The sequence below is a fragment of the Dyella thiooxydans genome (assembly GCF_001641285.1).
GTDB lineage: Bacteria > Pseudomonadota > Gammaproteobacteria > Xanthomonadales > Rhodanobacteraceae > Dyella_A > Dyella_A thiooxydans.
The window spans coordinates 885,734-908,703 of sequence record NZ_CP014841.1 but is presented as its reverse complement, the minus strand read 5'-3'; the positions used below and the strand labels follow the sequence as shown (position 1 = coordinate 908,703).

Here is a 22,970-nt window from a genome sequence, read left to right as displayed (position 1 = left end):
GGGCGAGAGGCCGTCGCGCACAGGGTGCGCTCCTACGGGGCGGATCAGGCCGACGCGGCCTGCCGCTCCAGGCTGCGGCGCAGGTGTTCGACGTCGCGCGAGGGCGGCGCGCCGAACTGGCGGCTGTATTCGCGGCTGAACTGCGACGGGCTCTCGTAACCCACGCGATGGGCCACCGACGCCACGTCCCCGGCCTCGGACATCAGCAGCCGGCGCGCCTCCTGCAGGCGCAGCTGCTTCTGGTACTGCAGCGGACTCATCGCGGTGACCGCGCGGAAGTGGTGGTGTAGCGAGGAGGTGCTCATTGCCACCTCGGCAGCCAGGTCGCCGATGCGCAGCGGCTGGCGGTAGTGCCGTCGCAGCCAGTCGATCGCCCGCGCGACCTGCTGGCTGCGGCTGCCGGCCACCGCCCGCTCGCGCAGGCGCTGGCCCTGCGGTCCGGTCAGCAAGCGGTACAGGATCTCTCGCTCGACCAGCGGCCCGAGCACGGCCAGATCGCCAGGCACGTCGAGCAGACGCACCAGCCGCAGCATGGCATCGAGCAGGCCCGGATCGAGCGGACTCACCGCCAGCCCCCGCCCGGACGGCCCGGGCAGCGCCACCGGCGCCGTGACCAGCAGCTCGCGCAGCCGGTCCATGTCCAGGCACAGCTTCACGCACAGGTACGGGCGCTGCGGCGAGGCCTCCACCACCTGGCAGTGCGCGGGCAGGTCGAACGCGCTGAGCAGATAGTTCGACTCGTCGTAACGATGCACCTCGTCGCCCAGGATCACCTGTTTGGCGCCCTGCGCGACCAGCACCAGGGCGGGGTCGTAGACCATCGACAACCGCGGCTCCGGCGCCTCGGCCCGGAAGAACGCCAGCCGCGGGTGGAACCGCCCGCAGGCTCCGTCGGCGGTGGCGTATCGTTCAATGCGGCTTGCCAATTCTTCCCGATCCAGCCCCATGCGATAGGAGCGGATCATGGCCTTGTCATCTGTTTTCACGACATTTTCAACCCTTGGCGACCGGGTGATCTTGCCCAATTCTCCACGTCATATCGAGCATCATCGCGACGACTCCGGAGAAACAGGCAAGGATCCCGCAGGATCCGGCTACGGCCCCCACCGCCCCGGCGACGATAATTTCCCGGTCGCTCCGAACCATCCCCCATCCAAGGAGAACCGCATGGCATTGAACATCCGTGGCTTTGCCGCCCAGTCCGCCACCACCCCGCTGGCCCCGCACAGCTTCGAGCGCCGCGAGCCGCGCGCCGACGACGTGGCGATCGACATCCTGTACTGCGGCGTGTGCCACTCCGACATCCACCAGGCCCGCGACGAATGGGGCGGCAGCCGGTATCCGATGGTGCCGGGCCACGAGATCATCGGCCGGGTCGCCTCGGTCGGCGCCGAGGTGAAAGGCTTCAAGGCCGGCGACCTGGTCGGCGTGGGCTGCATGGTCGATTCGTGCCAGCACTGCGAGGCCTGCCACCAGGGCCTGGAGCAGTACTGCGTCGAGGGCATGGTCGCCACCTACAACAGCGTCGACAAGAAGGACGGACTGCCGACCTTCGGCGGTTACTCCGAGCGCATCGTGGTGAACGACAAGTTCGTGCTGCGCATCGATCCGCGGCTGGACGCCAAGGCCGCCGCGCCGCTGCTGTGCGCCGGCATCACCACCTGGTCGCCGCTCAAGCACTGGAACATCGGCCCGGGCAGCAAGGTGGCGGTGGTCGGCCTGGGTGGCCTGGGCCACATGGGCCTGAAGTTCGCCAAGGCGCTGGGCGCCGAGGTCACGCTGTTCACCCGCTCGCCGAGCAAGGAGGACGAAGCGCGCCGGCTGGGTGCCGACCACGTAGTGCTGTCCACCGACGAGGCGCAGATGAAGGCCGTGGCGCGCCGCTTCGACTTCATCCTCGACACCGTGCCGACCCGGCACGACCTCAACCCGTACCTGGCCACGCTGGCGCTCAACGGCACGCACTGCCTGGTGGGCCTGGTCGAGCCGATGGATCCGCCGGTGCACGCGGCCAACGTGATCTTCGGCCGTCGCTCGATCGCCGGCTCGCTGATCGGCGGCATCGCCGAGACCCAGGAAATGCTCGATTTCTGCGCCGAGCACGGCATCGTCTCGGACGTGGAGATGATCCGCATCCAGGAGATCAACGTCGCCTACGAGCGCATGCTCAGGAGCGACGTGCGCTACCGCTTCGTGATCGACCTGGCCTCGCTGCGCGACGCGGCCTGAGTCCGCACCGGGCCGCGGCTCCAGGCCGCAGCCCTCCGGTCACTCCTGCACCGGCAGCGGCACCGATGAGGCCCGGGCCGGTGCCACCGTGGTGGCCGCCGCCGGCAGCGGCGCCAGCGACAACGGCGGCAATGGCGGCGGGTTCTTGCCGGTGAGGTTGTAGTAGCGGAACTGCAGCTGGCCGAGATACTCGTGCAGCGCCAGGTCGAACACCATGGCGTTCCACGAACTCGGCAACCAGCCCTTGCGGGCCCGCAGCAGATCGGCACGCACCGGTTCGGGATGCATGCCGAAATGGCCGAAATACAGCAATGCCCGCCGCATATGCATACCGGACGTCACCAGCACGAGCTTCTGCGGGTGGTAGGCCGCCAGCAGCGGTCGGCTGAACTGGGCGTTCTGCCAGGTCGACCGGCTATGCGACTCGAGCATCAGGTCGCTGCGCGGCACCCCCATCGCGGCAAGCAGGTCCGAGTACACCAGCGCCTCGGCGCGGCCGCTGTGCACGGCGTCGCCGCCGCTGACCAGCAGCTTGCAGTCATTCCCCGAGGCGTGGCACTGCTGATAGACCACGGCGGCCCTCGCGATCCGGCCGAACGCATAGAACGAGGGCTCCACCGTGCCATCCGGCACGCGCGTGGTACCGGCACCGAGCAGGATGATCGCGTTGCGCGGCGCCCAGGTACCGCTCACCTGTGTGGATAGCCCGTCCTGCAGGCCATCGAGCATGCGCTGCGGCACCGGGCGATACCCCACTCCCCACAGCGTCCCCAGCGCCAGCAGCAGGACGGCCACGCCCGTCCGCCTCGCCCCCCGCCATGCCAGCACCAATCCCAGCACGAGCAGTATCCCCAACACGCCCAGGCTCATCGCTTTCCTCCATCGAAACGGCAAGCCTAGCGCAGCGTTCGTGTCGGGAAACGCAGCGACCACCGAATCGCCACTGGAAAGTCACCCGGGCAGTCCAATCTTCCGGGCATCGCCGATTCGAGGTGCGTGTCGTGATCCAACGAGGATGGTTTTTTGCCGGGCTGATGCTGGCGCTGCTGTTCGCCGGCGCTTCCGCTCCCGCCCGGGCGGAGTCCGGTAGCGACTACGCCCGCCTGACCGCACCGGACGTCCCCGCGGCCACGGCATTCCTGCGCGACACCATGAATTGCGACGTGCTCGATGCCGGGGCCTCGCGGGCGCTGCTGGAATGCGGCCCGGGCAGCGTGGTGGAGATCACCCGTGGCCGGCCGGTCAACGGAAACCAGCCAGCCTTGCGCCTGCGCACGGAAAACGCCGATGCCACGCTTGGCTGGCTGCGGCAGCGCCATGTTCCGCTGGTCGACGACCGCACCGCCGGCACGCTCGGCCCGGACGGACTGCTGCACATCGACGTGCGCACCCCCTGGGGACAGACCCTGGAGCTGGTGGGCTACGGCCGCGCCGCACCGATCGCCGCGACCCGACCGCTGGCGGTCGACTGAGGCCGCTCCCCGGGCGTCGCTGCGGCGGCGTACGATGCCCTCGAAACCCGGCGGCCCCTCTCCCGCCGGGCATGGAAAGGGAGACGGCGCATGGGCACCCTGGTCTTCGTCCACGGCTGGAGCGTCACCAACACATCCACCTACGGCCAGATGCCGCAGCGCCTGCAGCAGCAGGCTGCAGCGCAGGGCCTGCCGCTGACCATCCGCGACATCTGGCTCAGCGAATACGTGAGCTTCGACGACGCAGTCACCATGACCGACCTGGTGCGCGCGTTCGACCATGCCTTGCGTGACCTGCATCTGCTCGAGCCATCCTTTGCCTGCATCACCCATTCCACCGGCGGCCCGGTGGTGCGCGAATGGCTGCGGGCGCAGCGCGACACCCCGACCCGCTACAGCACCATCCGCCTCAGCCACCTGGTGATGCTCGCCCCGGCCAACTTCGGCTCGGCGCTGGCCCAGCTCGGCAAGGGCGTGCTCGGCCGGTTGAAGGCCTGGTTCGACGGGGTGGAGCCGGGTCAGCGCATCCTCGACTGGCTGGAGCTGGGCAGCGCCGAGTCACTGCGGCTGAACCTGGACATGATCCACGGCAGCGATCCGCTCGACGGCGGACTGTTCCGCTTCGTGCTCACCGGCGACCGGCCCGACCGCTCGCTCTACGATCATCTGAACAGCTACACCGGCGAAGACGGCTCCGACGGCGTGGTGCGCATCGCCGCAGCCAACCTCAACGCCTCGCATGCAGTGCTGAGCCTCGCCGGTGGCGGCAGCGGCGTAGCCGCCGGCACCGATCCGCTCTCGCTCTACCTCACGCGCGGACCGCGCTGCGCGTTCAAGATGATCGCGGGCGCCGCGCACTCGGGCACCGACCACGGCATCCTCGCCAGCGCCCAGCCGGCCACCATTGAAGTGATCCTTCGCTGCCTCGCGGTGCGCGATGCACCCGGCTATATCGCGCTGTGCGATGCCTTCGAACGGGAGAACGCCGCGCGCGATGCGGACAAGGTGGAGCTGGAACCGGCCGGGCCGTTCCCACCGCGCGTGCACATCCACGATCCCCGCAGCCTGCTGATCCTGCGTCTGGCCGACGAAGCAGGCGAACCGCTCACCGGAGCCGGCCTCCTGCTGACCGCCGGTACTCCACCGAGCCCGGACCTGATGCCGCCGGACTTCCTGGTCGACCGCCAGGCCAATTCGCACCAGCGCACCACGGTGTCGCTGTTCCTCAACCACACCCTGCTGGCCGGCGACGACCGCGTGCCGGATCCCCGCAACACGCGCCGCACGCTGCGTCCGGCGATCCAGGCCCACCGCCCCTACGGCGCGCTGGTGAAACCGGTCGACCTGACCGGCCTGGTGCATCACGCGCTGGCACAGAGCGGCGCCAGCGACGACCTGTTCACCGCGCTGGGACCGCACCAGACCACGGTGCTCGACGTGGTCCTGCCACGCAAGATCCATGAAGGCGTGTTCCGATTGACCCAGGACCTCACCCCGCAGGACTTCAGTCATCCGTTGCCGGGAGCGCTGATCGGCTGACCGCTCAGCGCAGCCACCACAGCGCCGCAGCCACCGCGACGATCGCCAACATCGCGGGCAACAACCACCGACCGCCGCCCGACGCCGTCGTCCGCGCCGCGGCAGACGCAGACCGTGCAGGCACCGATACCGGGTTGAGGCTGTCGGCATCGCTCCGGCGCTGCAGCAGGCCGACCATCGCCTCCAGCAATGCGTCGTCGAACGCGTACGGGTCGAAGCGGTCCTTGCCGTGTATCGCCAGCAGGGTCTGCACGTCTCCCGCGGCGGGCACGTACTTCATCGACCAGTCGGCGAACGACGGCGCATCGATGGACTGGCGCCGCAGCACCATCACGTCGCGGTGGCGGGAATCTTCCTGCAAGCGCCCGAACAGCTCGTCGAGCGCGTCCCGCGGCCCCTCCAGGCACTGGAAGAAGCACCCGTCGCCGTAGTACAGCGCGCCGACCAGCTGGCGCCGCGGGTTGTTGCGACGCGACTGCATCAGGATGCGGGCCACCTCCGGCTCGACGCCGCCGCCGTTGTCGGTGGGCTGGAAGGTGGCACGGCTGGCGTACACCAGCTGGTGGATGTCGGACATGGTCGGGCCTCGCGAGGGTCGGGCCGCCGGAGCGGCAAACCCTGCGTATACGTCAAACCCCGCCGCGTAGACGCAGCGTCAGCCCCTTCATGAAATTGCGCAGCATCTGGTCGCCGCAGGCGCGGAAGTTCTTGTGCTCCGGCTGGCGGAACAGCGCGCTGAGCTCGGGCTTGGACACCGGCAGGCCGACCGCCTCGAAGATGGCATGCATGTCCACGTCCTTCAGTTCGAATGCCACGCGCAGCTTCTTCAGCACCACGTTGTTGGTGATGCGCTTCTCCGGCGGGCGTGCCGGCTGGCTGTCGTCGCGGCCGCGCCGGTAGATCACCAGCCCGTCGAGGAAGCGGGCCAGCAGCGGCGTGCTGCAGGTCTGGTAGCCCGGATCCTCCGGACGCAGCAGCATCGCCTGCACGTCCTCCTTCTCCAGCAGATAGGCCGGATCGGCCAGTTTGACCAGTTCCACCACCTTGGCGTCGCTGAGATCGAGCATGTAGCGGATGGCGCGCAGGATGTCGTTGTGGAGCATGGTCGGGACGGCACCGCGTGGGGAAAGGGCGCCCATGCTACCGCGAGCGGCGGCGTTCGACCCCGTTTCCCGGGCGGGTGCGTTTCATCCAACACACCCACCCGGAGGTCGTCCGATGCCCGCCAAGCTCCCGCTGCGCACCCTGCCCCTCGCACTCGCCACCGCACTGGCGCTCGCCGCCTGCGCGCCCGCCCGCCAAACGCCACGGGCGACGGACACGCACGCAGCGCCCCCGGCACCGGTTGCCACGGCCGACCGTCCGCCCCCCGTGACGGACCGCCTGTCCGCGCCCCCGGCACCGCCGGCGCCGCCAAGTGCACCCGCGTTCGCCCGCGAGGCGCGCAGCCTCGGCGCGCTGAAGGCGATGCAGGTCGCCGGTGCCCCCATGCGCATCGCCTCGTTCGCTCCGGTGCTGCCGGTCGCCGTGAACACCGAGCACTACACCCATCGCGACAGCAATCCGGTGCAACTGGCCAGCGAGCAGCCCGTGTCGACCTTCGGGCTGGACGTCGACACCGGTTCGTACACCAACGTCCGCCGCATGCTCGATGCCGGCCAGCTGCCGCCGGCCGATGCGGTGCGCGCCGAGGAGTTCATCAACTACTTCGACTACGGCTACACGCCACCGCAGGACCGCAGCCAGCCCTTCAGCGTCACCACCGAACTGGCGCCGGCGCCATGGAACCCGCAGCGCCAACTGCTGCTCATCGGCGTGCAGGGTTACCGCGTGCCGGCCAGCGCGATTCCCGCGGCCAACCTGGTGTTCCTCGTCGATACCTCCGGCTCGATGAATGAGCCGGACAAGTTGCCGCTGCTCAAGGCCTCGCTCAAGCAGCTGGTCACCAAGCTGCGCCGGCAGGACCGCGTGGCCATCGTCACCTATGCCGGCAGCGCCGGCGTGGCGCTCGCCTCCACGCCCGGCGACCGGCACGCCACCATCGATGCGGCGATCGACCGGCTCGGCGCGTACGGCTCCACCAACGGTGCGGCCGGCATCGACCTGGCCTACGCCGAAGCCGAGCAGGGCTTCATCAAGGGCGGCGTGAACCGCGTGATCCTCGCCACCGACGGCGACTTCAACGTCGGCACGGTCAGCGAAGAAGCGCTGAAGACGACCATCGAGGACCATCGCAAGAGCGGGGTCGCCCTCACCACGCTGGGCTTCGGCCAGGGCAACTACAACGACGCGATGGCGGTGATGCTGGCCGACGCCGGCAACGGCAGCCACCACTACATCGACAGCCTGGCCGAAGGCCGGCGCGTACTGGTCGACGAGATGTCCGCCACCCTGCTGACCATCGCGAAGGACGTGAAGGTGCAGGTGGAGTTCAACCCCGCCCAGGTGAAGGAGTACCGCCTGATCGGCTACGAGAAGCGCGTGCTCCGTCGGGAGGACTTCAACAACGACGCGGTGGATTCCGGCGACATCGGCGCCGGCGCCAACGTCACCGCGCTGTACGAGATCACGCCGGCCGGGTCGGACGCCGCACGCGTCGATCCGCTGCGTTACACGACGCCGAAGAACGACGACTCCCACCATGGCGAACTGGCCTTCCTGCGCCTGCGCTACAAACTGCCCGGACACGACCGCAGCTCGCTGATCGAACGCCCGATCGCCGCGCAGCCCGCGCACGGCGCGAGCGCACGCCTGCGCTTCGCCGCCGCGGTGGCCGCGTTCGCCGACCGGCTGCGCGGCGGGCGCTACACCGACGGCTACGACTACGCCCACATCGCCGAACTGGCCCGCGGCGCGCGTGGCGACGATCCGGACGGCTACCGCGCCGGTTTCGTCCAGTTGGTGTCGCTGGCCGACGGCCTGTCCACCCATGCGCCGGACGTGGCCGACGACGCCACCGCGCAGCGTTGAGGTCGACCGTGCCGTGGCGCCGTTGGCGATGGCGATGGCCGGTTCCCCGCCGGCTTTCCTCCCCCGTCGCGACGACGCCACGGACGCGGTCACCCTGGCCCGGTGGAGGCGCATGACGACTTATCGTGACAGCGTGGATCGCGTACCCTCGCCGCCCATGGATGCGGCGGTCGATCCCGATGCCCAGCTGATGCTGGCCTACGCGCGTGGCGATCTCGCTGCGTTCGACGCGCTGTATGCGAATCACCGCGGACCGCTCTACCGCTTCCTGCTGCGCAGCGTGCGCGACCGGGCGCTGGCCGACGAGCTGTTCCAGGAGACCTGGAGCCGGGTGATCGCCGCGCGCGAACGGTACCGGCCGGAGGCCCGCTTCCAGACCTGGTTGCTGCAGATCGCGCACCGTCTGGTCATCGATGGCTATCGACGCAGGCGACCGATCGCGGTCGGCGAGGAAGCCGAGATCGCGCTGGCCAGCCACCCTACGCCCGAGCGCGAACAACCCGAGCAGGCGCTGTCCGAGTTCGAACAGCGGCGCCGCCTGCAGCTCGCCATCGAGCAACTGCCCGACGAGCAGCGCCATGCCATCCTGCTGCGCCTGGAAAACGAACTGAGCCTGGAGGAGATCGCCGACGTCACCGGCGTGGGCCGCGAGACCGTGAAGTCCCGCCTGCGCTATGCCATGACCAAACTGCGCGACGTACTGAGTCCATGACCACGCCCCTGCCGCCCGATCCCACGCACGACGACGACCTGCCCGGCGAAGCCGAGCTGAGGGCGTTGTATGGCCGGCTGCCACCGTCCGAGCCCGCACCGGCGCTGGACGCGGCGATCCGGCGTGCCGCCGCGCAGGCTGTCGATGCAGACACCGGCCTCACGCATCCGCGCCGTCGCCCGCGCTGGCCGATTGCGCTGGGCACCGCGGCCACGGTGGTGCTCGCGGCGGGACTGGCCTGGCGCATGCGCGAGACCCCGACACCCCAACCCGCCGCGCCGGCTTCCGTGGTCACCGCCGCTGCCGATGCGGCCCGCCTCGACGAGGCGGATCGGGCGACCGAAGCCGGTGCGAAGGCACCCCGCATGCGCGCCGCAACCGTCGGCAAGGAGCGCGTCAGCGCCAGTCCGGCACCGGCTGGCGAAGCCAAGCAGTCCGCGTCCGCGTCCCCGCCGCCGTCCTTGGTATCGGCACACCCGGCGATGCAGCGGCAGATCCCGGCCGCTGCCGACCGCGTCGCACCGACGCCGGCGCTTCGCGCAAAAGCGGACTCATCCGCAGTGGAACGGCCGATGGCCGTGCCGTTGGCCGTACCGATGGCGCCTGCGCCCCCGCCGCCTGCACCTCCCGCACCACCGGAGCCGATGGCGCCGACGCAGTTCGCCGAGCCCGCGCCGGCGCTGGCGCCGACCTTCGCTCCCGCCCAGAATGCGATGACTCCCGCCGCGGAGCTGGAGGCGATCCGCGGGCTGTATGCCAAGGGCGCGACCGTCGAGGCCGACAAGCGCCTGCGGGCCTTCCACGACAGCCATCCCGACTGGCCGCTGCCCGACGACCTCCGCCGCCATCTGGACAGGACCCCGTGAGCGACGCACTCGCCGCACTCGCGGGACGCTGCCGGCACGAGCAGGACATCAAGAAGAGCCGCTTCCTCGCCCTGGCCGCCCCGGTCGACTCGCCCGAGGAAGCGCTCGCCTTCGTGCAGGAAGTCGGCGATCCGGCAGCCACGCACAACTGCTGGGCCTACCGCATCGGCCAGGCCTACCGCTTCAACGACGACGGTGAGCCCGGCGGCACTGCGGGGCGTCCCATCCTGCAGGCAATCGAAGGCCAGGGCATCGACCGCGTCGTGGTCGTGGTCACCCGCTGGTACGGCGGCATCAAGCTCGGCGCCGGCGGCCTGGCCCGTGCCTACGGTGGCACCGCGGCCGAGTGCCTGCGGCTGGCCGAGCAGGTGCCGATCGTGCCCAGGGCCATGCTGGCCCTGGACTGCGAATTCGCCGACCTCGCCCTGCTCAAGGCACGGCTGGCGGAGCTGGAGGCCAGCGTGACCGACGAGCAGTTCCACGCCAGTGGTGCGCGGCTGCAGTTGCAGTTGCCGGAAAGCCGGGTGGCCGAAGCGCAGGCGCGCATCGTCGATCTCACCCGCGGTCGCAGCGAGGGCAAGCGCGTGGAGTGAGGCGGATGCGGGAGTCCGGTAACGGGCCGGTCCGTCATTCGCCAGGCGGCGATCGCCGGACCCGCACGCCTGGCGGTCGATGACGCAACAACCTGCGCATTGATTCCCCGCCGCCGCCCCCCAACTATGCGGGCTGATGCCCCGCAAGCGACTCCCATGACCGACGACGCCGGCAAGCCCCGTTCTCCCCGTCGCCTCACCTCCCTGCGCTCGCTCTGGCCATATCTGCGGCCGCACAAGGCCCTGGCGATTGGCTGGCTGGTGTTCCTCGGCCTGTCTTCCGGTGCCTCGCTGGTGCTGCCGATGGCGTTCCGCCACATCATCGACCAGGGCTTCGGCACCTCCAGCCTGGCGGTGATCAACGAGACCTTTCTCGCCCTGTTCGGCGTCGCGCTGGTGCTCGCCGTAGCCACGGCGGGGCGCTACTTCTGCATCACCCTGCTCAGCGAACGCTCGCTCGCCTCGCTGCGTGACGCGCTGTATGCCCACGTGATCCGGCTGGACGTGGAGTTCTTCGAGAAGAGCCGCGTCGGCGAGCTCACCTCGCGCCTCAGTGCCGACACCGAGGTGGTGCAGGCGCTGGTCGGTTCCGGCGTGTCGGTGGCCCTGCGCAGCGCGGTGATGCTGGTCGGCGCGGCGGTGGCGATGGTGTGGACCGCGCCGGCACTGGCCGGCCTCACCGCGCTGGTGATTCCCGGCGTGATGCTGCCGATCCTGGTCTTCGGCCGTCGCGTGCAGAAGCTCTCGCGCGCCAGCCAGGACCGGCTGGCCGACGCCGCGGCGATCGCCAACGAAACCCTCAATGCCGCCACCGCCGTGAAGGCCTATGCCCGCGAAGGCATCGAGAGCAGCCGCTACGGCAACGCCATCCGCCTGGCGCTGGCCACCGCGCGCCGTCGCATCGGCATGCGCGCGCTGCTCACCATGTCGGTGATCGTGCTGGTGTTCGGCGCGATCACCCTGGTGCTGTGGGCCGGCGCCCGCCACGTGCTGGCCGGCACGCTGGACGCCGGCGTGCTCGGCCAGTTCGTGCTGTACGCGGTGTTCGCCGCTGGCTCGGTGGCGGGTCTTTCCGAGGTGTGGGGCGACGTGCTTCGCGCGGCCGGCGCGATGGAGCGCATCGGCGAGCTGATGGCCGAGACCCCGCAGGTCACCGCCCCCGCCCAGCCGCTCGCCCTGCCCGCGCCGGCGCGCGGTGCGCTGGCCTTCGACCACGTGCGCTTCCACTACCCGACCCGCCCGAACACCGCCGCGCTGGAGGACTTCAGCCTGGTGGTGAATCCGGGCGAGACGGTCGCCCTGGTCGGCCCCTCCGGCGCCGGCAAGAGCACGGTGTTCGGCCTGCTGCTGCGCTTCTACGACCCGCAGTCCGGCCGCATCACCTTCGACGGCGTGGATTTGCGCGCGCTGACCTTGCCCGACCTGCGCGGCGCCATCGCGCTGGTGCCGCAGGAGACGGTGATCTTCAGCGGCACCGCCGCGGACAACATCCGCTTCGGTCGGCAGGACGCCAGCGACGAGCAGGTGACCGAGGCCGCCCGCGCCGCCGAGGCGCACGAGTTCATCAGCGCGCTGGACGACGGCTACCGCGCCGAAATGGGCGAACGCGGCGTGCGCCTGTCCGGCGGCCAGCGCCAGCGTGTGGCGATCGCCCGCGCGATCCTGCGCGATGCACCGCTGCTGCTGCTCGACGAGGCCACCTCGGCGCTGGACGCGCAGTCCGAGGCGGCAATCCAGCAGGCACTGGAGCGGCTGGAGAAAGGCCGCACCACCCTGGTCATCGCCCATCGACTGGCCACCGTGCAGCGCGCCGACCGCATCGTGGTGATGGACGGGGGACGTATCGTGGCGCAGGGCACGCACGAGAGCCTGCTGGCCGAGGGCGGCCTCTACGCCGAACTGGCCAGGCTGCAGTTCGTCGCCTGAGCCGAGGCGTCGCGGACGGGTTACTCTCGTCCGCTGTTCCACCGGTTGCCTGCCATGTCCATCGTCCTCACCCCGTTCGCCCGCGCCCGCCTGTTCCCACGCGAATCCCGCCGCAACACCATCCAGGATTGCAGCGCCGATGCCTTCGAGCGCCGCCTCAATGAAGAGTCCCCGCTGAAGGTGCTGGAAGGCTACGCGCCGTTCTGCCGCCTGCATGTGCACCGCAACTGGACCTCCACGCGCTGCATGGCCGTGCCGATCACCGACGCCAACCGCCATCTGCTGCACTCGGCCTACGAGGCGCGCACCAAACAGGAACTGCCGGTGCTGGTGCGCTGGTTCGAGGGTGTGGAGCCGCCGGTCGCCCACTACCTGCTGCCGATCCTCTACTGCCGCGAGCAATTGGCGAAGGAAGGCGAACCGATCGACGCCGACTGGGGTGTGGTCGGCTGCCTATACACGATGGAGCCGGAGGAAATCCCGATGGTGCCGATCACCATGCTGCGCAACGCGCTGGGCGTGGAAGAAGGCGGCTCCGGCGTGCCACTGGACCGTGATGCCTACCGGCAGGCAGCAGCGTTCTGGGACGTCCACGCGAACTGGCGCGGGTAGGCCCAACCGGCGCTACCCTGACGCAGCCCCCCGTCGCCAGTCCGGAGCAAGCGCCATGCGTTTTCTTGCCGCCACCCTCCTGATGCTCGCCGTCGCGCCCGCATCTGGCAGCGGAGCCGCGACGCGCGTGGTGCTGATCAAACACACGCGGACACTCCGCCTGTACGACGGCCAGCGCCTGCTGGGCACATACCGGGTTGCCCTGGGCTCGCGGCCCAAGGGCGCCAAACAGCGCGAAGGCGACGGTCGCACGCCTGAGGGGCACTACCTGCTCGACCGGAAGAACGCGCACAGTGCCTTCCACAAGGCGATCCACGTGTCCTATCCGAACACCCGGGACATCGCGCTGGCCAGGAACGCTGGGGTCTCCCCGGGCGGCGACATCATGATCCATGGCCAGAAAAACGGTCTGGGCTGGGCGTCTTCGATCACGCAGCGCATGGACTGGACGCGCGGCTGCATCGCCGTCAGCAATGCGGACATGGACCGGATCTGGGCCGCGGTACCAGCCGGTACGCCGATCGATATCGAACCCTAGGTTCGTCGCGCCATATCCTGCGGATACCGTCCGTGGCTTCGCGGCGACCGCATGCGGCGCCCCGAAAAGAAAACCCCGCGCCAGGCGCGGGGCTTTCCACTACAGGGTATTTCCTGGGTCGAGCGATCAGGCAGTCGCGAGCTCGACGCCCGAAGCCTGGGCACCCTTCGGGCCGTTGGTGACTTCGAACTTCACACGCTGACCTTCCTGCAGGCTGCGAAAGCCCTTGGAGTTGATCGCAGAAAAGTGGACGAAAACGTCCTCCCCACCGTCCTCGGGTGCGATGAAACCGAAACCCTTGGCGTCGTTGAACCACTTGACCGTACCGAAACGCATTGCGGCAACCTCTGAAGCTTAAGGATGGATGCACCAAGGTCTCGCGCTGAACCCCTGATCCCCTTGGTCCGCCGCCCCTGGCACCTCCGAAGTATCAGCATGTTTGTGGGTCGAGCGCAATATCCTGAACAGGTTCCCCGGCTAGGCCTTTTTCCGGGGTGCTAGCCGGCGAGCATCGCGGCGAGGATCTTCGGCACTTCGGCAGTCGCCGCCGCGAGATGGGCGAAGATCTCCTCGATGCTGATCTCCTCCTCGTCGCCGCAGCCGGCGGCGAAGTTGGCCACCAGCGCGAGGCAGGCGTATTCCAGCTCCAGCTCGCGGGCCAACGCGGCTTCGGGCATGCCGGTCATGCCGACCAGGTCGCAGCCATCGCGCTTCATGCGGGCGATCTCGGCGCGGGTCTCCAGCCGCGGCCCCTGCGTCGCGCCGTAGCAGCCGCCGTCGATCGCCGGCACGCCGGCACGCGCGGCTGCGGCGAGCAGGTCGCGCCGCAGCGACGCCGTGTAGGGCTCGCTGAAGTCGATGTGCTTCACCTCGGCCCCTTCCACGTCGCAGAAGCTGGTGAACCGGCCATGGGTGTAGTCGATGACCTGATCCGGCACCACGATCACCCGCGGCCCCATGTCGTCGCGGATGCCACCGACGGCGTTGACGCCGACCACCCGGCGCGCGCCGAGCTGGTGCAGCGCCCACAGGTTGGCGCGGTAGTTCACCCGGTGCGGCGGCAGGCTGTGGCTCTCGCCATGGCGCGCCAGGAAGGCCAGCTGTTTGCCGGCGAAATCGCCGGTCACCACATCGCCCGAGGCGGGGCCGAACGGCGTCTCCACCGATTGCCTCTGGGCGTTCTCCAGCCCGGGGAAGTTGTACAGGCCACTGCCGCCGATGACGGCCAGATCGATGCTCACGATATCGTTTCCGGTTCGATGGATCAGGAAGCGCGCTCAACCTGCGCGATGAAGTTCTGCAGATGGCGGGTCAGCGCCTCGCGGGTGCGCTCGTCGACCAGCCTGCCGTCGGCGATCTTGGTGTGTGCCTGGAACACCAGCACCTCGCCCTGCGGCTCGACGATGGCACCGGCCCGACGCAGCACCAGCCGCAGCGCGTCCTGGGCGCGCACGGTTCCGGTAATGCCGGGACTGGCACCGACGATGCACACGCGCTTGCCGGCCAGCGGCGCGACATCGCGCGCCGTGCCCTTGCGCGAGGCCCAGTCGATCGCGTTCTTCAGCACGCCGGTGATGCCGCCGTTGTACTCGGGTGAAGCCAGCAGCAAGCCGTCGGCGGCGGCCATGGCGTCCTTCAGAGCGACCACCTCGGCCGGATCGCCCTGCTCTTCCACATCCTGGTCGAACAGCGGCAGGCCATGCAGGTCATGAATGACCAGGCTGTTGCCGGCTGGCAACAGTTCCGCCGCCGCGTGCAGCAAGGCGGTATTGAACGAGGCCCGGCGCAGGCTGCCGGAGATCCCGAGGAGTTTCATGGCGCATCCCTCCCGTGTGTGGTGGACCCGATCAGTCCTCGCGCAGGGCGTAGATGCCCGGCAGGTTACGGCCCTGTTCGTGGTAGTCCATGCCGTAGCCGAACACATAGCGGTCCGGCAGTTCGAAGCCGTTGAAATCCGAGGCGACACCCTCGACCAGCCGGTCGTGCTTCTTGGTGCACAGGCTGGCGATCAGCACGCGGCGCGCGCCACGGTGCAGGCAGTCGTCGCGCACCGCCTTGAGCGTATGGCCTTCGTCGAGGATGTCGTCGACCAGCAGCACGGTGCGCCCTTCCATCGGCACCAGCGGTTCGCGCAGCCAGTGCAGGTCGTGGCCGGTGGTGTCGCCGCGATAGCGGGTGGCGTGCACGTAGTCGAACTCGAGATCGGTGCGGATCGCCAGCGCGAGGTGCCCGGCGAACATCAGCGCACCGTTCATCACGGTGAGGAACAGCGCACGCTCACCCTCGAGCACCACGTCGATCTCGCCACCCATGCGGGCGACGGCGGCGTCGATGGCGGCACGGTCGACCAGCAGGTCGGATTTCTTCAGTGCATCGGCGAGCGGCGGCAGGGTCATGCGGGGGTTCCTTCGGCGTCCAGCGCCGTGATGCGCGCGATGAAGCGGTCGCGCTGCGGGTTGTCGGTCAGCGAGTCCCAGCTGGCACCAATCGCGCCGCGCAGGGCCGCGAGGCGATGGGCGAAACCCGGCGCACGGCCGGCCACGGCGGCGATGGCCTCGTCCACCACGTCGGGGAAGCAGGCCAGCACCAGGTCGCAGCCGGCATCGAGGTGCGCATGCACACGCGCGGCCACGCCGCCGGCGGCACCGGCCGCGGCCATCGAGATGTCGTCGCTGATCACCGCGCCGTCGAAGCCGAGCCGGCCGCGCAGGACGTCGCCGATCCACACCGGCGAAAAGCCGGCCGGACGCTCGTCGACGGCCGGATAGATCACGTGCGCCATCATCACCGCCTCGACGCGCGACTCCAGGCACTGCGCGAACGGCACCAGGTCAGCCTGCTCGATGGCGGCCAGCGGGCGCGGGTCGATCGCCTGCGCCTTGTGCGTGTCGGCTGCCACCGAGCCGTGCCCCGGGAAATGCTTGAGCACCGCGGCCATCCCGGCCAGGTGCATGCCGCGCACGTAGGCCTGGCCCAACTCGGCGGCCACCGCCGGATCGGCGTGGAACGCGCGCAGGCCGATCGCCGCATTACCTCGGGCAAGATCCACCACCGGGGCGAAGCTGAAATCCACACCCATGGCGCGCAGTTCGCTGGCCATCACCCAGGCGTGCTCCTCGGCCAGCCGGATGGCATCGACCGGATCGCGGTCGTACGCCGCTCCCACCTTCGCCAGCGCCGGCAGCCGGGTGAAGCCGTCGCGGAAGCGCTGCACCGGGCCGCCCTCCTGGTCGACCGCGATCAGCATGTTCTCGCCGCCGACCTCGCGGATCGACTCGACCAGCGCACCCAGTTGCTCGCGCGAGGAGAAGTTGCGGGCGAACAGCAGCACGCCGGACACACCGGGCGCGACCAGCCAGTCGCGTTCGCGCGGCTCCAGGGCGAGCCCGGCCAGACCGATCATCAGCATGTGGGGGGTTCTCCGTCGAGAGCGTCGCGTTCGTCGGGCGTCCAGCGCACGTAAGGGTACGCAATGAGGTTGACGTTGTAGTAGCGCGCCAGCGTGCTGACTTCGCGACCGAGCCAGTCCGGCCGCGGGAACGGTGCATCCACGGCGGGCAGCTCGACCTCGGCCACGACCAGCCCGGCGTTGTCGCCCTCGAACTCGTCGATCTCGAACAGCACCCCGTCGACGGTCACGTAATGGCGCTGCTTGGCCAGCACGCCGTCGCACAGGGTAGCCAGCATGGCCTCGGCGTCGGCCACCGGCACCGCGTATTCGAACTCGGCGCGGGCGATGCCGAGCTGCGCCGACTTGATGTTGAGCCAGGCCCGGTCGCCGGCGATGCGCGCCCGCACCGACGACTTCGCCGTACCGTCGCGCAAAGCCTGCGCACCGACCAGGTAGCCCTGGGCCATCCGCTCGGTGCGCTCGATGCGCGCGCGCCAGCCGTCGCCGGTGAGGAGGAATTTGCGTTCGATCTCCAGTCCCATGGCAATCGGCCTCAGCGCTCGAACAGCGCGATGGACTCCACGTGCGCCGTGTGCGGGAACATGTCCATCACCCCGGCCGCGGACAGCCGGAAGCCGTGCTTTTCGACCAGGATGCCGGCGTCGCGTGCCAGCGAAGCCGGATGGCAGGACACGTAGACGATACGCTTCGTCGCCTTGTGCGGCAGGTACTCGAGCACCTTGTCGGCGCCGGCGCGCGGCGGATCGAGCAGCAGCTTGTCCCAGGGCTGGCGAGCCCACGCAGTGCCGCGCTGGTCCTCGAACAGGTTGGCCACGTGGAAGCTGGCGTTGGCCAGCCCGTTGCGCCGGGCGTTTTCCGCGGCCCGTTCGACCAGGCCGTGCTCGCCCTCGATGCCGACCACCTCGGCGACCCGGCGGGCGATCGGCAGGGTGAAGTTGCCCAGGCCGCAGAACAGATCCAGCACGCGGTCGGTCGGTTGCGGGTCGAGCAGTTCCAGCGCCCGCGCCATCATCTTCGCGTTCATGCCGGCATTGACCTGCACGAAGTCCAGCGGGCGGAACTCCAGCTCGACGTCGTCCACGCCCTCGCCCGCCGCGATGCGGAAGGCAAGCCGGTGATCGGCCGGCCACAGCGGATGCACGCTGCTGACGCCGCCCGGCTGCAGGTAGATGGCGAAACCGTGCTGCTGGCCGAAGGCCACCAAGGCGGTGCGGTCGCGCTCGCTCAGCGGGTTCATGTGACGGAACACCAGCGCCATGGTGTCGTCGCCCGCGGCGAACTCGACCTGCGGGATGTCGCGCGCGGCCTCCAGCGAACCGATCAGCTCGGCCAGCAGGCCGATCTTCGGCCCCAGCGCCGGATGCACCACTTCGCAGTGGCTGATGTCGGCGACGAAGCGCGGGTTGCTCTCCTCACGGAAGCCGACCAGCACGCGCTCCTTCTTCGCGACATAGCGCACCGACAGCCGGCCCTTGCGGCGGTAGCCCCAGGGGGTGTCCGTGAGCGGTTCCAGCCAGCGCTTCGGCTCGACCTTGCCGATGCGCGCGAAGTTGTCGGCGAGTACCTGCTGCTTGGCATGGATCTGCGCCGCGGCGTCCATGTGCTGCAGCGAGCAGCCGCCGCAGGCACCGAAATGGCGGCACTTCGGCTCGACGCGGTACGGCGAGGGCGTGAGCACCTCCACCATCTCGGCCTCGTCGAAATGACGATGGCGCTTGCGGATGCGCAGGTTGATCTGTTCGTCGACCAGCGCACCGCTGACGAAAGTGGTCTTGCCCTCGATGCGGGCGACGCCGCGGCCGTCGTGGCCCAGCGCGGTGATGGTGGCCTGGATCTCTTGCATGACGCTCCAAAAACAGCACGCCCGGGTCGTGAGGACCCGGGCGCGTCGATCGGGTGGATGTTGGCGGCGCCGACGGCGCGCTTACTTGCGCTTCCAGGCGCCCGAAGCATCCTGATAATACCAGCCGGCCGGCGCCCGCTCGATCCAGCCCTTGGCGAAGGTGGCCTGGATCTTCGATTGCCACTCGGGGTGCCCGTTGGCGTTCGCCACCTCGCGGTAGAGCGCGGCGCGGTCCCGGTTCTCCTCCGCCACGGTGGCATTGACCTGCGCACGCTGGCTCAGCGGCACCTTGGAGGCGTCGCGCACCGCGACCATGCCGTCATGGGTGAAACCCACCGCGCCGCTGGCGAACAGCGGGCCCAGGGTGCTGTTGAAGCGCGCCTGCATGCGCTTGCGGATCGCGTCGGTCGTGGCGTTCTCGATGCGGATGTTCGGCACGTCGGCCGCATAGGCTGCGGGCACCAGCAGGTCCAGCAGCATGGCCGAAGGACGTGCCGCCGGCTTGACCGGGGGTGGTGTGGACGAGGCCGGTGCAGGTGCCGGGGCGGCCCTGTCCAGCACGGTGCCGATGAACTGGTCGGCCGCCTTCTGCGCGGCGGCCTCGGGGAAATACACGTTGATCGTGACGCACCCCACCAAGGCGACCATCATCGTGGCCAGCAATCCAATGAATATCTTGCGCATGATCAGCTCCGTGGATGGGGAAAGGGGTCAGCGAACTTCCGGACCGCCACCGGCAACGGCCGCCTTGAGGCGACGGACCAGGGTGGGCCAATCGACGTCCGACTCGTGGCCGATGACTTCCAGATGCGGCAAACCGCTGCCCTCGACGATAGTGTAGCCGCCCGAGTTCGGCTCCAGTCCGCTCATGTGGCAGAGCGAGCCCTGCAACCGGCAATTGAGCCCGATCCGTTTGTAGCCGAAGGTCTTGAATAGCTTGAGCACGGCCCCCTGCAGCCCGGCCGCGATGCCACCGCCGCCGACCGAGGTCAGGTTGTTCACCGCACGCTGGCTGATCCGCCCGCCCTGGTCGGCGAGCAGTTGGGCGTCGAATGCCACCGGCTGCCAGTTCACCAGCCGCAACCCGTTGACGTGGCCATCGAGGGGGCCGGTGATGCTGCCGAAATCGAACACACTGGTGATCGCGCCCAGGTCGAGCTGACGCAGCGCGATGTCGCCAGCCAGTACCGGGTTGTCGCCGAATGGCTGCTGCAGCGACAGCCCGGTCACGTCCACGAACCCACCGAAGACACTGACCGACAGACCACCATTCAAGGCAATCCGGTCGTCGCTGACGGAAAGACCGGTGATTGCGCCACCGAGCGTTCCGGGGAAGGCAGGCCACCCCATCGTCCGGCTGAAGGCAGCCATGTCTACGCCGGTGACAGCGAGCGATGCGTTCAGTTGTTGCCCTTGCGCCGCCGCCGGCGCCCAGGCCAGTTGACTCAGCCGCACCTGGCCGCCCAGCAGCCCCATACTCACCGGCTTCTGCAGGTTGAGCGTGCCGTCGTCGCTCTGCCACCTCGACCGCACGGGGCCGTTGACCAGCTTGTAGACGCTGAGCGACTGCCAGTCGAGGTCGGTGGGCGGGCGGCTGCCGCTGCGGATCCAGTCGAACCCGCCTTTCAGCCTCTGCACCGCAAACCGGCCGTCGCCGTCGGCGAGGTCCAGGCCATCGGTGTCGAACTTGAATGCGTGGAGACCGTCCTGACGCAGATCCAGCGTGGCGTCCAGATCGCCACGAATGGTCATGTCGTGCAGCCCCATCGCCGCCAGCCATGCCTTGCCGTAGCGGTCGTAGGCGGCAGGGAACCCCAGCTCGAGGCGGGACAGATTGAGCGATTGGAGGTCCCCTTTCGCGTCGAACGCCATGGCGCCATTGAGCGCCAGTGCATCGGGGTCTCCCACGCGCAGACGATCGATCGCCAGCCTTCCCGCATCGGCCACGGCATCCATCGACAGCTGCACCGCGTGTGCCGGGAGGTTGGCGTAGACCGGACCGAGCAGGAGCTCGCCCCCACGCAGCGTGCTCTCCAGATTGATCTTTGCCGGCCCCTGCGTGGTATCCAGCGAGAAACGACCGCTGCCCCCCAGCCCCTGGGCCGCCAGCTTGCCGCTGGTCGAGTCCACACCGAGCGACGAAACGCTGAACTGGCCGGACGCCTGCAGCCCAGGGTCACGCAGGTCCAGCGCCATCAGCGCGTCGATCCGCCCGCCGGTGGCCTTTCCTGCCCAGACCGTGCCCAGCAGCCCCTGCAGCCAGCCGAACGGCAGCTTCTTCAACTGGATCTGTGCGTGGGTCGGCTGGTCCAGCGGCACGGCTACCGTGGCCTGCGCCACACCCTGTCGTACGTCGAGCAGCAGGGTATTGGCCGCCACGTCGACCTGCAGGTCCACCGTGGCATCGCTCATCGCGCTGCCGGGCGCGCTCTTGAGTTGCAGGGCGCCGGCCAGCAACCAGCGATGCTCGGGATCGCGCTGCAGCACGCCATCGAGATGCAGGGGTACGCGACGCCAGCCCATCGCGGGCAGATCGAGCCGGTCGGCATCGATGCGGACCCGCAGCCCGCCGCCGGCGGCCGGCACGATCTCTCCGTGCACCTGCTGGAGCGTCGCGCCGGGCAATTGCAGGGTCGTCGCTGAAAACACCGCTCCGGCGCGGACCGGTCCGGCCAGCACGCCGAGCAGCACCAGCAGCATGACTCTGTAAATGCGGCTTGATAGGAATTCCATGTCCCGCCATTCTGCCAAACTCTGCTGAACGACAAGGACCCGGTCATGACGCACCCTGCCCCAGCCGCCGCAGCCCCCCTCCCGGACCGGGTGCCGCCGAGCGTACTAGTCGCCGACGACGACGAGGCCAGCCTCCGTTTCCTGCATGACGCGCTCGAGGCACTTGGCGCCCGCGTGACCGGATGCAGCGACGGGCCGCAGGCGCTGCAAGCCGCGTCGTCCCAGCCGTTCGACCTGCTGCTGCTGGATTGCCGGATGCCAAACTCGGGCGCTCGCGAGGTGCTGGCCGCCCTGCGGGCGGACGGCGCCGCGGCCTCCCGTGATGCCGTCGCCATCGCGACCACCGCGGAACTGGCACCACCGCTTCGCGCCGAGCTGCTGGCTGAGGGCTTCGGCGAGATCCTGGTCAAGCCCTGCGTCATTGACGACCTGAGGCGGATCATGGGGCTCACTCCCGCCTATATGCGCCAGTTGCCCGTTCTCGATGATGCTGCGGCGCTTCTGGCCAGCGGCGACTCGGCCACCATGGCGGCATTGCGCCAACTGCTTCAGCAGGAACTGCTGGCCTTGTGCAACGAGTTCGATCGGTTGCGCGTGGATCCGGAGGCACTGCGCGACAGGCTGCACCGCCTGCGCTCGTCATGCGGGTTTTGCGGGACGGCGGCACTGTCCGCCCACGTGGTGGCGCTGCAGCAATCGATGACCGAACGGCCGACGATGGTCGAGAGAGACATGGCCCGGTTCCGCCTCGCCTTGATCCAGACTCTGCAGGCGCTGGACTGCCATTTGCCCGCACTGGCCTGAGCGGCCTCAGCGAGTGGGCGCGCTTCCGGCCAGGACATGCCAGGAGCGCAGTTCGCCTCCTCCGAGGTGAAACCGTATGACCTCGCGCATCATGCCGCGCAGGGCCTGCTGCCCGGCCGCATCGGGCGGCACGTCCCCGGCCAGCGCCGCCAGCCAGGCACCGAGCAAGGCACCGCCGGCCGTCGGCGGGCAACGCTGGGGGCCATGTTCGACGCGATATCGATAGGACAGCTCCGGCTCCAGCGGCAGACCGGTCTCCGCCTCATGCCCGAGCACCAGTGCATAACCGAGCGCGGCCAACAGATCGCGTTCGAAACGGCGCAAGGTCCACGCCGCTGGCTCGCCAGCGGCCAACCGCGACAGCGCCAGGGCGTAGGTATCGAAAACGCCCGCGTGCGGGTCCTGGCGACCGGTCAAGCGAACCAGCAGCTCATTGAGATAGAGGCCGGCGATCCCGGTATCGGCCGCCAGCCGCCGCGCCGTGCCTACCGGCTCGGCCGACCGCAGCGTGGCGAGTTCGCCGCGCAGCAGCAGGTCCATCGCCAGCAGCTGGAACGGCTCCAGCGAGGCCCGCAGCGCGCGGCCGCGCTCGCTGCGCACGCCACGTGCGATCACGCCGATCCGGCCATGGTCGCGGGTCAGGCATTCGAGCAGTAGCGAAGTCTCCCGGTAAGGCCGGGCATGCAGCACAAAAGCCGGCTGCTGGTCGATCCGCACGATC

The 22,970-nt window shown here is 69.5% G+C and carries 25 protein-coding genes; 11 read left to right on the top strand and 14 right to left on the bottom strand.

Annotated features, from left to right (window positions below):
- Positions 1 to 44: 44 nt before the first annotated feature.
- The gene (locus tag ATSB10_RS04255; RefSeq protein ID WP_063670739.1) at positions 45 to 965 is read right to left on the bottom strand and encodes an AraC family transcriptional regulator; all 921 of its coding nucleotides are present in this window, start codon (positions 963 to 965) and stop codon (positions 45 to 47) included.
- Between the two features lie 202 nt (positions 966 to 1,167).
- On the opposite strand from ATSB10_RS04255, the gene ATSB10_RS04250 reads away from it, so the two are divergent.
- Positions 1,168 to 2,229: an NAD(P)-dependent alcohol dehydrogenase gene (locus tag ATSB10_RS04250; RefSeq protein ID WP_063670738.1), complete on the top strand. Its 1,062-nt coding sequence runs from the start codon at positions 1,168 to 1,170 to the stop codon at positions 2,227 to 2,229.
- A gap of 39 nt (positions 2,230 to 2,268) precedes the next feature.
- Here the strand turns inward: ATSB10_RS04250 and ATSB10_RS04245 are convergent, their stop codons facing one another.
- Entirely contained in the window at positions 2,269 to 3,099 is an 831-nt protein-coding gene (locus tag ATSB10_RS04245) for a YdcF family protein (RefSeq protein ID WP_063670737.1), read from the bottom strand.
- 131 nt (positions 3,100 to 3,230) lie between these two features.
- On the opposite strand from ATSB10_RS04245, the gene ATSB10_RS04240 reads away from it, so the two are divergent.
- Both ATSB10_RS04240 and ATSB10_RS04235 read left to right on the top strand, forming a co-directional pair.
- A complete protein-coding gene (locus ATSB10_RS04240) occupies positions 3,231 to 3,701 on the top strand; it encodes a VOC family protein (RefSeq protein ID WP_157469046.1) in 471 nt (156 codons plus the stop codon).
- Between the two features lie 90 nt (positions 3,702 to 3,791).
- Entirely contained in the window at positions 3,792 to 5,240 is a 1,449-nt protein-coding gene (locus tag ATSB10_RS04235) for a lipase family protein (RefSeq protein ID WP_063670735.1), read from the top strand.
- A gap of 4 nt (positions 5,241 to 5,244) precedes the next feature.
- Here ATSB10_RS04235 and ATSB10_RS04230 read toward each other — a convergent pair whose 3' ends face one another.
- Together ATSB10_RS04230 and ATSB10_RS04225 are read right to left on the bottom strand one after the other, a co-directional pair.
- A complete protein-coding gene (locus tag ATSB10_RS04230) occupies positions 5,245 to 5,817 on the bottom strand; it encodes a BLUF domain-containing protein (protein WP_063670734.1) in 573 nt (190 codons plus the stop codon).
- A 52-nt stretch (positions 5,818 to 5,869) separates the two neighbouring features.
- Positions 5,870 to 6,343, bottom strand: coding sequence for a YehS family protein (locus tag ATSB10_RS04225; protein WP_063674328.1), 474 nt, complete (start codon positions 6,341 to 6,343; stop codon positions 5,870 to 5,872).
- A 115-nt stretch (positions 6,344 to 6,458) separates the two neighbouring features.
- Here ATSB10_RS04225 and ATSB10_RS04220 point away from each other — a divergent pair, with 115 nt between their 5' ends.
- The 7 genes from ATSB10_RS04220 (at position 6,459) to ATSB10_RS04190 (ending at position 13,457) form a co-directional block, all read left to right on the top strand.
- A complete protein-coding gene (locus ATSB10_RS04220) occupies positions 6,459 to 8,210 on the top strand; it encodes a vWA domain-containing protein (RefSeq protein WP_063670733.1) in 1,752 nt (583 codons plus the stop codon).
- A gap of 157 nt (positions 8,211 to 8,367) precedes the next feature.
- Positions 8,368 to 8,922 (top strand): RNA polymerase sigma factor, encoded by a 555-nt coding sequence (locus ATSB10_RS04215; RefSeq protein ID WP_063670732.1) that lies wholly within the window; start codon positions 8,368 to 8,370, stop codon positions 8,920 to 8,922.
- On the top strand, positions 8,919 to 9,788 hold the full coding sequence (locus ATSB10_RS04210) for a hypothetical protein (RefSeq protein ID WP_063670731.1): 870 nt from the start codon (positions 8,919 to 8,921) through the stop codon (positions 9,786 to 9,788). The genes ATSB10_RS04215 and ATSB10_RS04210 overlap by 4 nt, the downstream gene beginning before the upstream one ends.
- On the top strand, positions 9,785 to 10,381 hold the full coding sequence (locus tag ATSB10_RS04205) for an IMPACT family protein (protein ID WP_063670730.1): 597 nt from the start codon (positions 9,785 to 9,787) through the stop codon (positions 10,379 to 10,381). Before ATSB10_RS04210 ends, ATSB10_RS04205 begins: the two co-directional genes overlap by 4 nt.
- Positions 10,382 to 10,537: 156 nt before the next feature.
- Entirely contained in the window at positions 10,538 to 12,307 is a 1,770-nt protein-coding gene (locus ATSB10_RS04200; RefSeq protein WP_063670729.1) for an ABC transporter transmembrane domain-containing protein, read from the top strand.
- Positions 12,308 to 12,361: 54 nt separating this feature from the next.
- Entirely contained in the window at positions 12,362 to 12,919 is a 558-nt protein-coding gene (locus tag ATSB10_RS04195; protein WP_063670727.1) for a DUF3228 family protein, read from the top strand.
- Positions 12,920 to 12,974: 55 nt separating this feature from the next.
- Positions 12,975 to 13,457 carry a L,D-transpeptidase family protein gene (locus ATSB10_RS04190; protein ID WP_063670725.1) on the top strand — a complete coding sequence of 161 codons (483 nt, stop codon included), beginning with the start codon at positions 12,975 to 12,977 and terminating at the stop codon, positions 13,455 to 13,457.
- 126 nt (positions 13,458 to 13,583) lie between these two features.
- Here the strand turns inward: ATSB10_RS04190 and ATSB10_RS04185 are convergent, their stop codons facing one another.
- From ATSB10_RS04185 to ATSB10_RS04145, 9 genes are all read right to left on the bottom strand, one after another.
- Entirely contained in the window at positions 13,584 to 13,793 is a 210-nt protein-coding gene (locus ATSB10_RS04185; protein ID WP_063670723.1) for a cold-shock protein, read from the bottom strand.
- A 161-nt stretch (positions 13,794 to 13,954) separates the two neighbouring features.
- Positions 13,955 to 14,698 (bottom strand): S-methyl-5'-thioinosine phosphorylase, encoded by a 744-nt coding sequence (locus ATSB10_RS04180; RefSeq protein ID WP_063670721.1) that lies wholly within the window; start codon positions 14,696 to 14,698, stop codon positions 13,955 to 13,957.
- A gap of 23 nt (positions 14,699 to 14,721) precedes the next feature.
- On the bottom strand, positions 14,722 to 15,273 hold the full coding sequence (locus tag ATSB10_RS04175) for an NADPH-dependent FMN reductase (RefSeq protein ID WP_063670719.1): 552 nt from the start codon (positions 15,271 to 15,273) through the stop codon (positions 14,722 to 14,724).
- Between the two features lie 31 nt (positions 15,274 to 15,304).
- Entirely contained in the window at positions 15,305 to 15,853 is a 549-nt protein-coding gene (locus ATSB10_RS04170) for a hypoxanthine-guanine phosphoribosyltransferase (protein WP_063670718.1), read from the bottom strand.
- Positions 15,850 to 16,866 carry a beta-N-acetylhexosaminidase gene (gene nagZ, locus ATSB10_RS04165; protein ID WP_063670716.1) on the bottom strand — a complete coding sequence of 339 codons (1,017 nt, stop codon included), beginning with the start codon at positions 16,864 to 16,866 and terminating at the stop codon, positions 15,850 to 15,852. The genes ATSB10_RS04170 and nagZ overlap by 4 nt, the downstream gene beginning before the upstream one ends.
- Positions 16,860 to 17,390 (bottom strand): CYTH domain-containing protein, encoded by a 531-nt coding sequence (locus ATSB10_RS04160; RefSeq protein WP_063670714.1) that lies wholly within the window; start codon positions 17,388 to 17,390, stop codon positions 16,860 to 16,862. Before ATSB10_RS04160 ends, nagZ begins: the two co-directional genes overlap by 7 nt.
- A gap of 11 nt (positions 17,391 to 17,401) precedes the next feature.
- Positions 17,402 to 18,712 (bottom strand): 23S rRNA (uracil(1939)-C(5))-methyltransferase RlmD, encoded by a 1,311-nt coding sequence (rlmD, locus tag ATSB10_RS04155; RefSeq protein ID WP_063670713.1) that lies wholly within the window; start codon positions 18,710 to 18,712, stop codon positions 17,402 to 17,404.
- An 81-nt stretch (positions 18,713 to 18,793) separates the two neighbouring features.
- Complete coding sequence (locus tag ATSB10_RS04150; RefSeq protein WP_063670711.1) at positions 18,794 to 19,396, bottom strand: YdbL family probable chaperone protein; 603 nt, start codon at positions 19,394 to 19,396, stop codon at positions 18,794 to 18,796.
- 27 nt (positions 19,397 to 19,423) lie between these two features.
- Positions 19,424 to 21,412: an AsmA family protein gene (locus ATSB10_RS04145; RefSeq protein WP_083966066.1), complete on the bottom strand. Its 1,989-nt coding sequence runs from the start codon at positions 21,410 to 21,412 to the stop codon at positions 19,424 to 19,426.
- Between the two features lie 78 nt (positions 21,413 to 21,490).
- Between ATSB10_RS04145 and ATSB10_RS04140 the strand changes: the two genes are divergently transcribed.
- Entirely contained in the window at positions 21,491 to 22,249 is a 759-nt protein-coding gene (locus ATSB10_RS04140; RefSeq protein ID WP_063670707.1) for a response regulator, read from the top strand.
- A gap of 6 nt (positions 22,250 to 22,255) precedes the next feature.
- Here the strand turns inward: ATSB10_RS04140 and recO are convergent, their stop codons facing one another.
- The gene (gene recO, locus ATSB10_RS04135; RefSeq protein WP_063670705.1) at positions 22,256 to 22,966 is read right to left on the bottom strand and encodes a DNA repair protein RecO; all 711 of its coding nucleotides are present in this window, start codon (positions 22,964 to 22,966) and stop codon (positions 22,256 to 22,258) included.
- Between the last annotated feature and the right edge of the window lie 4 nt (positions 22,967 to 22,970).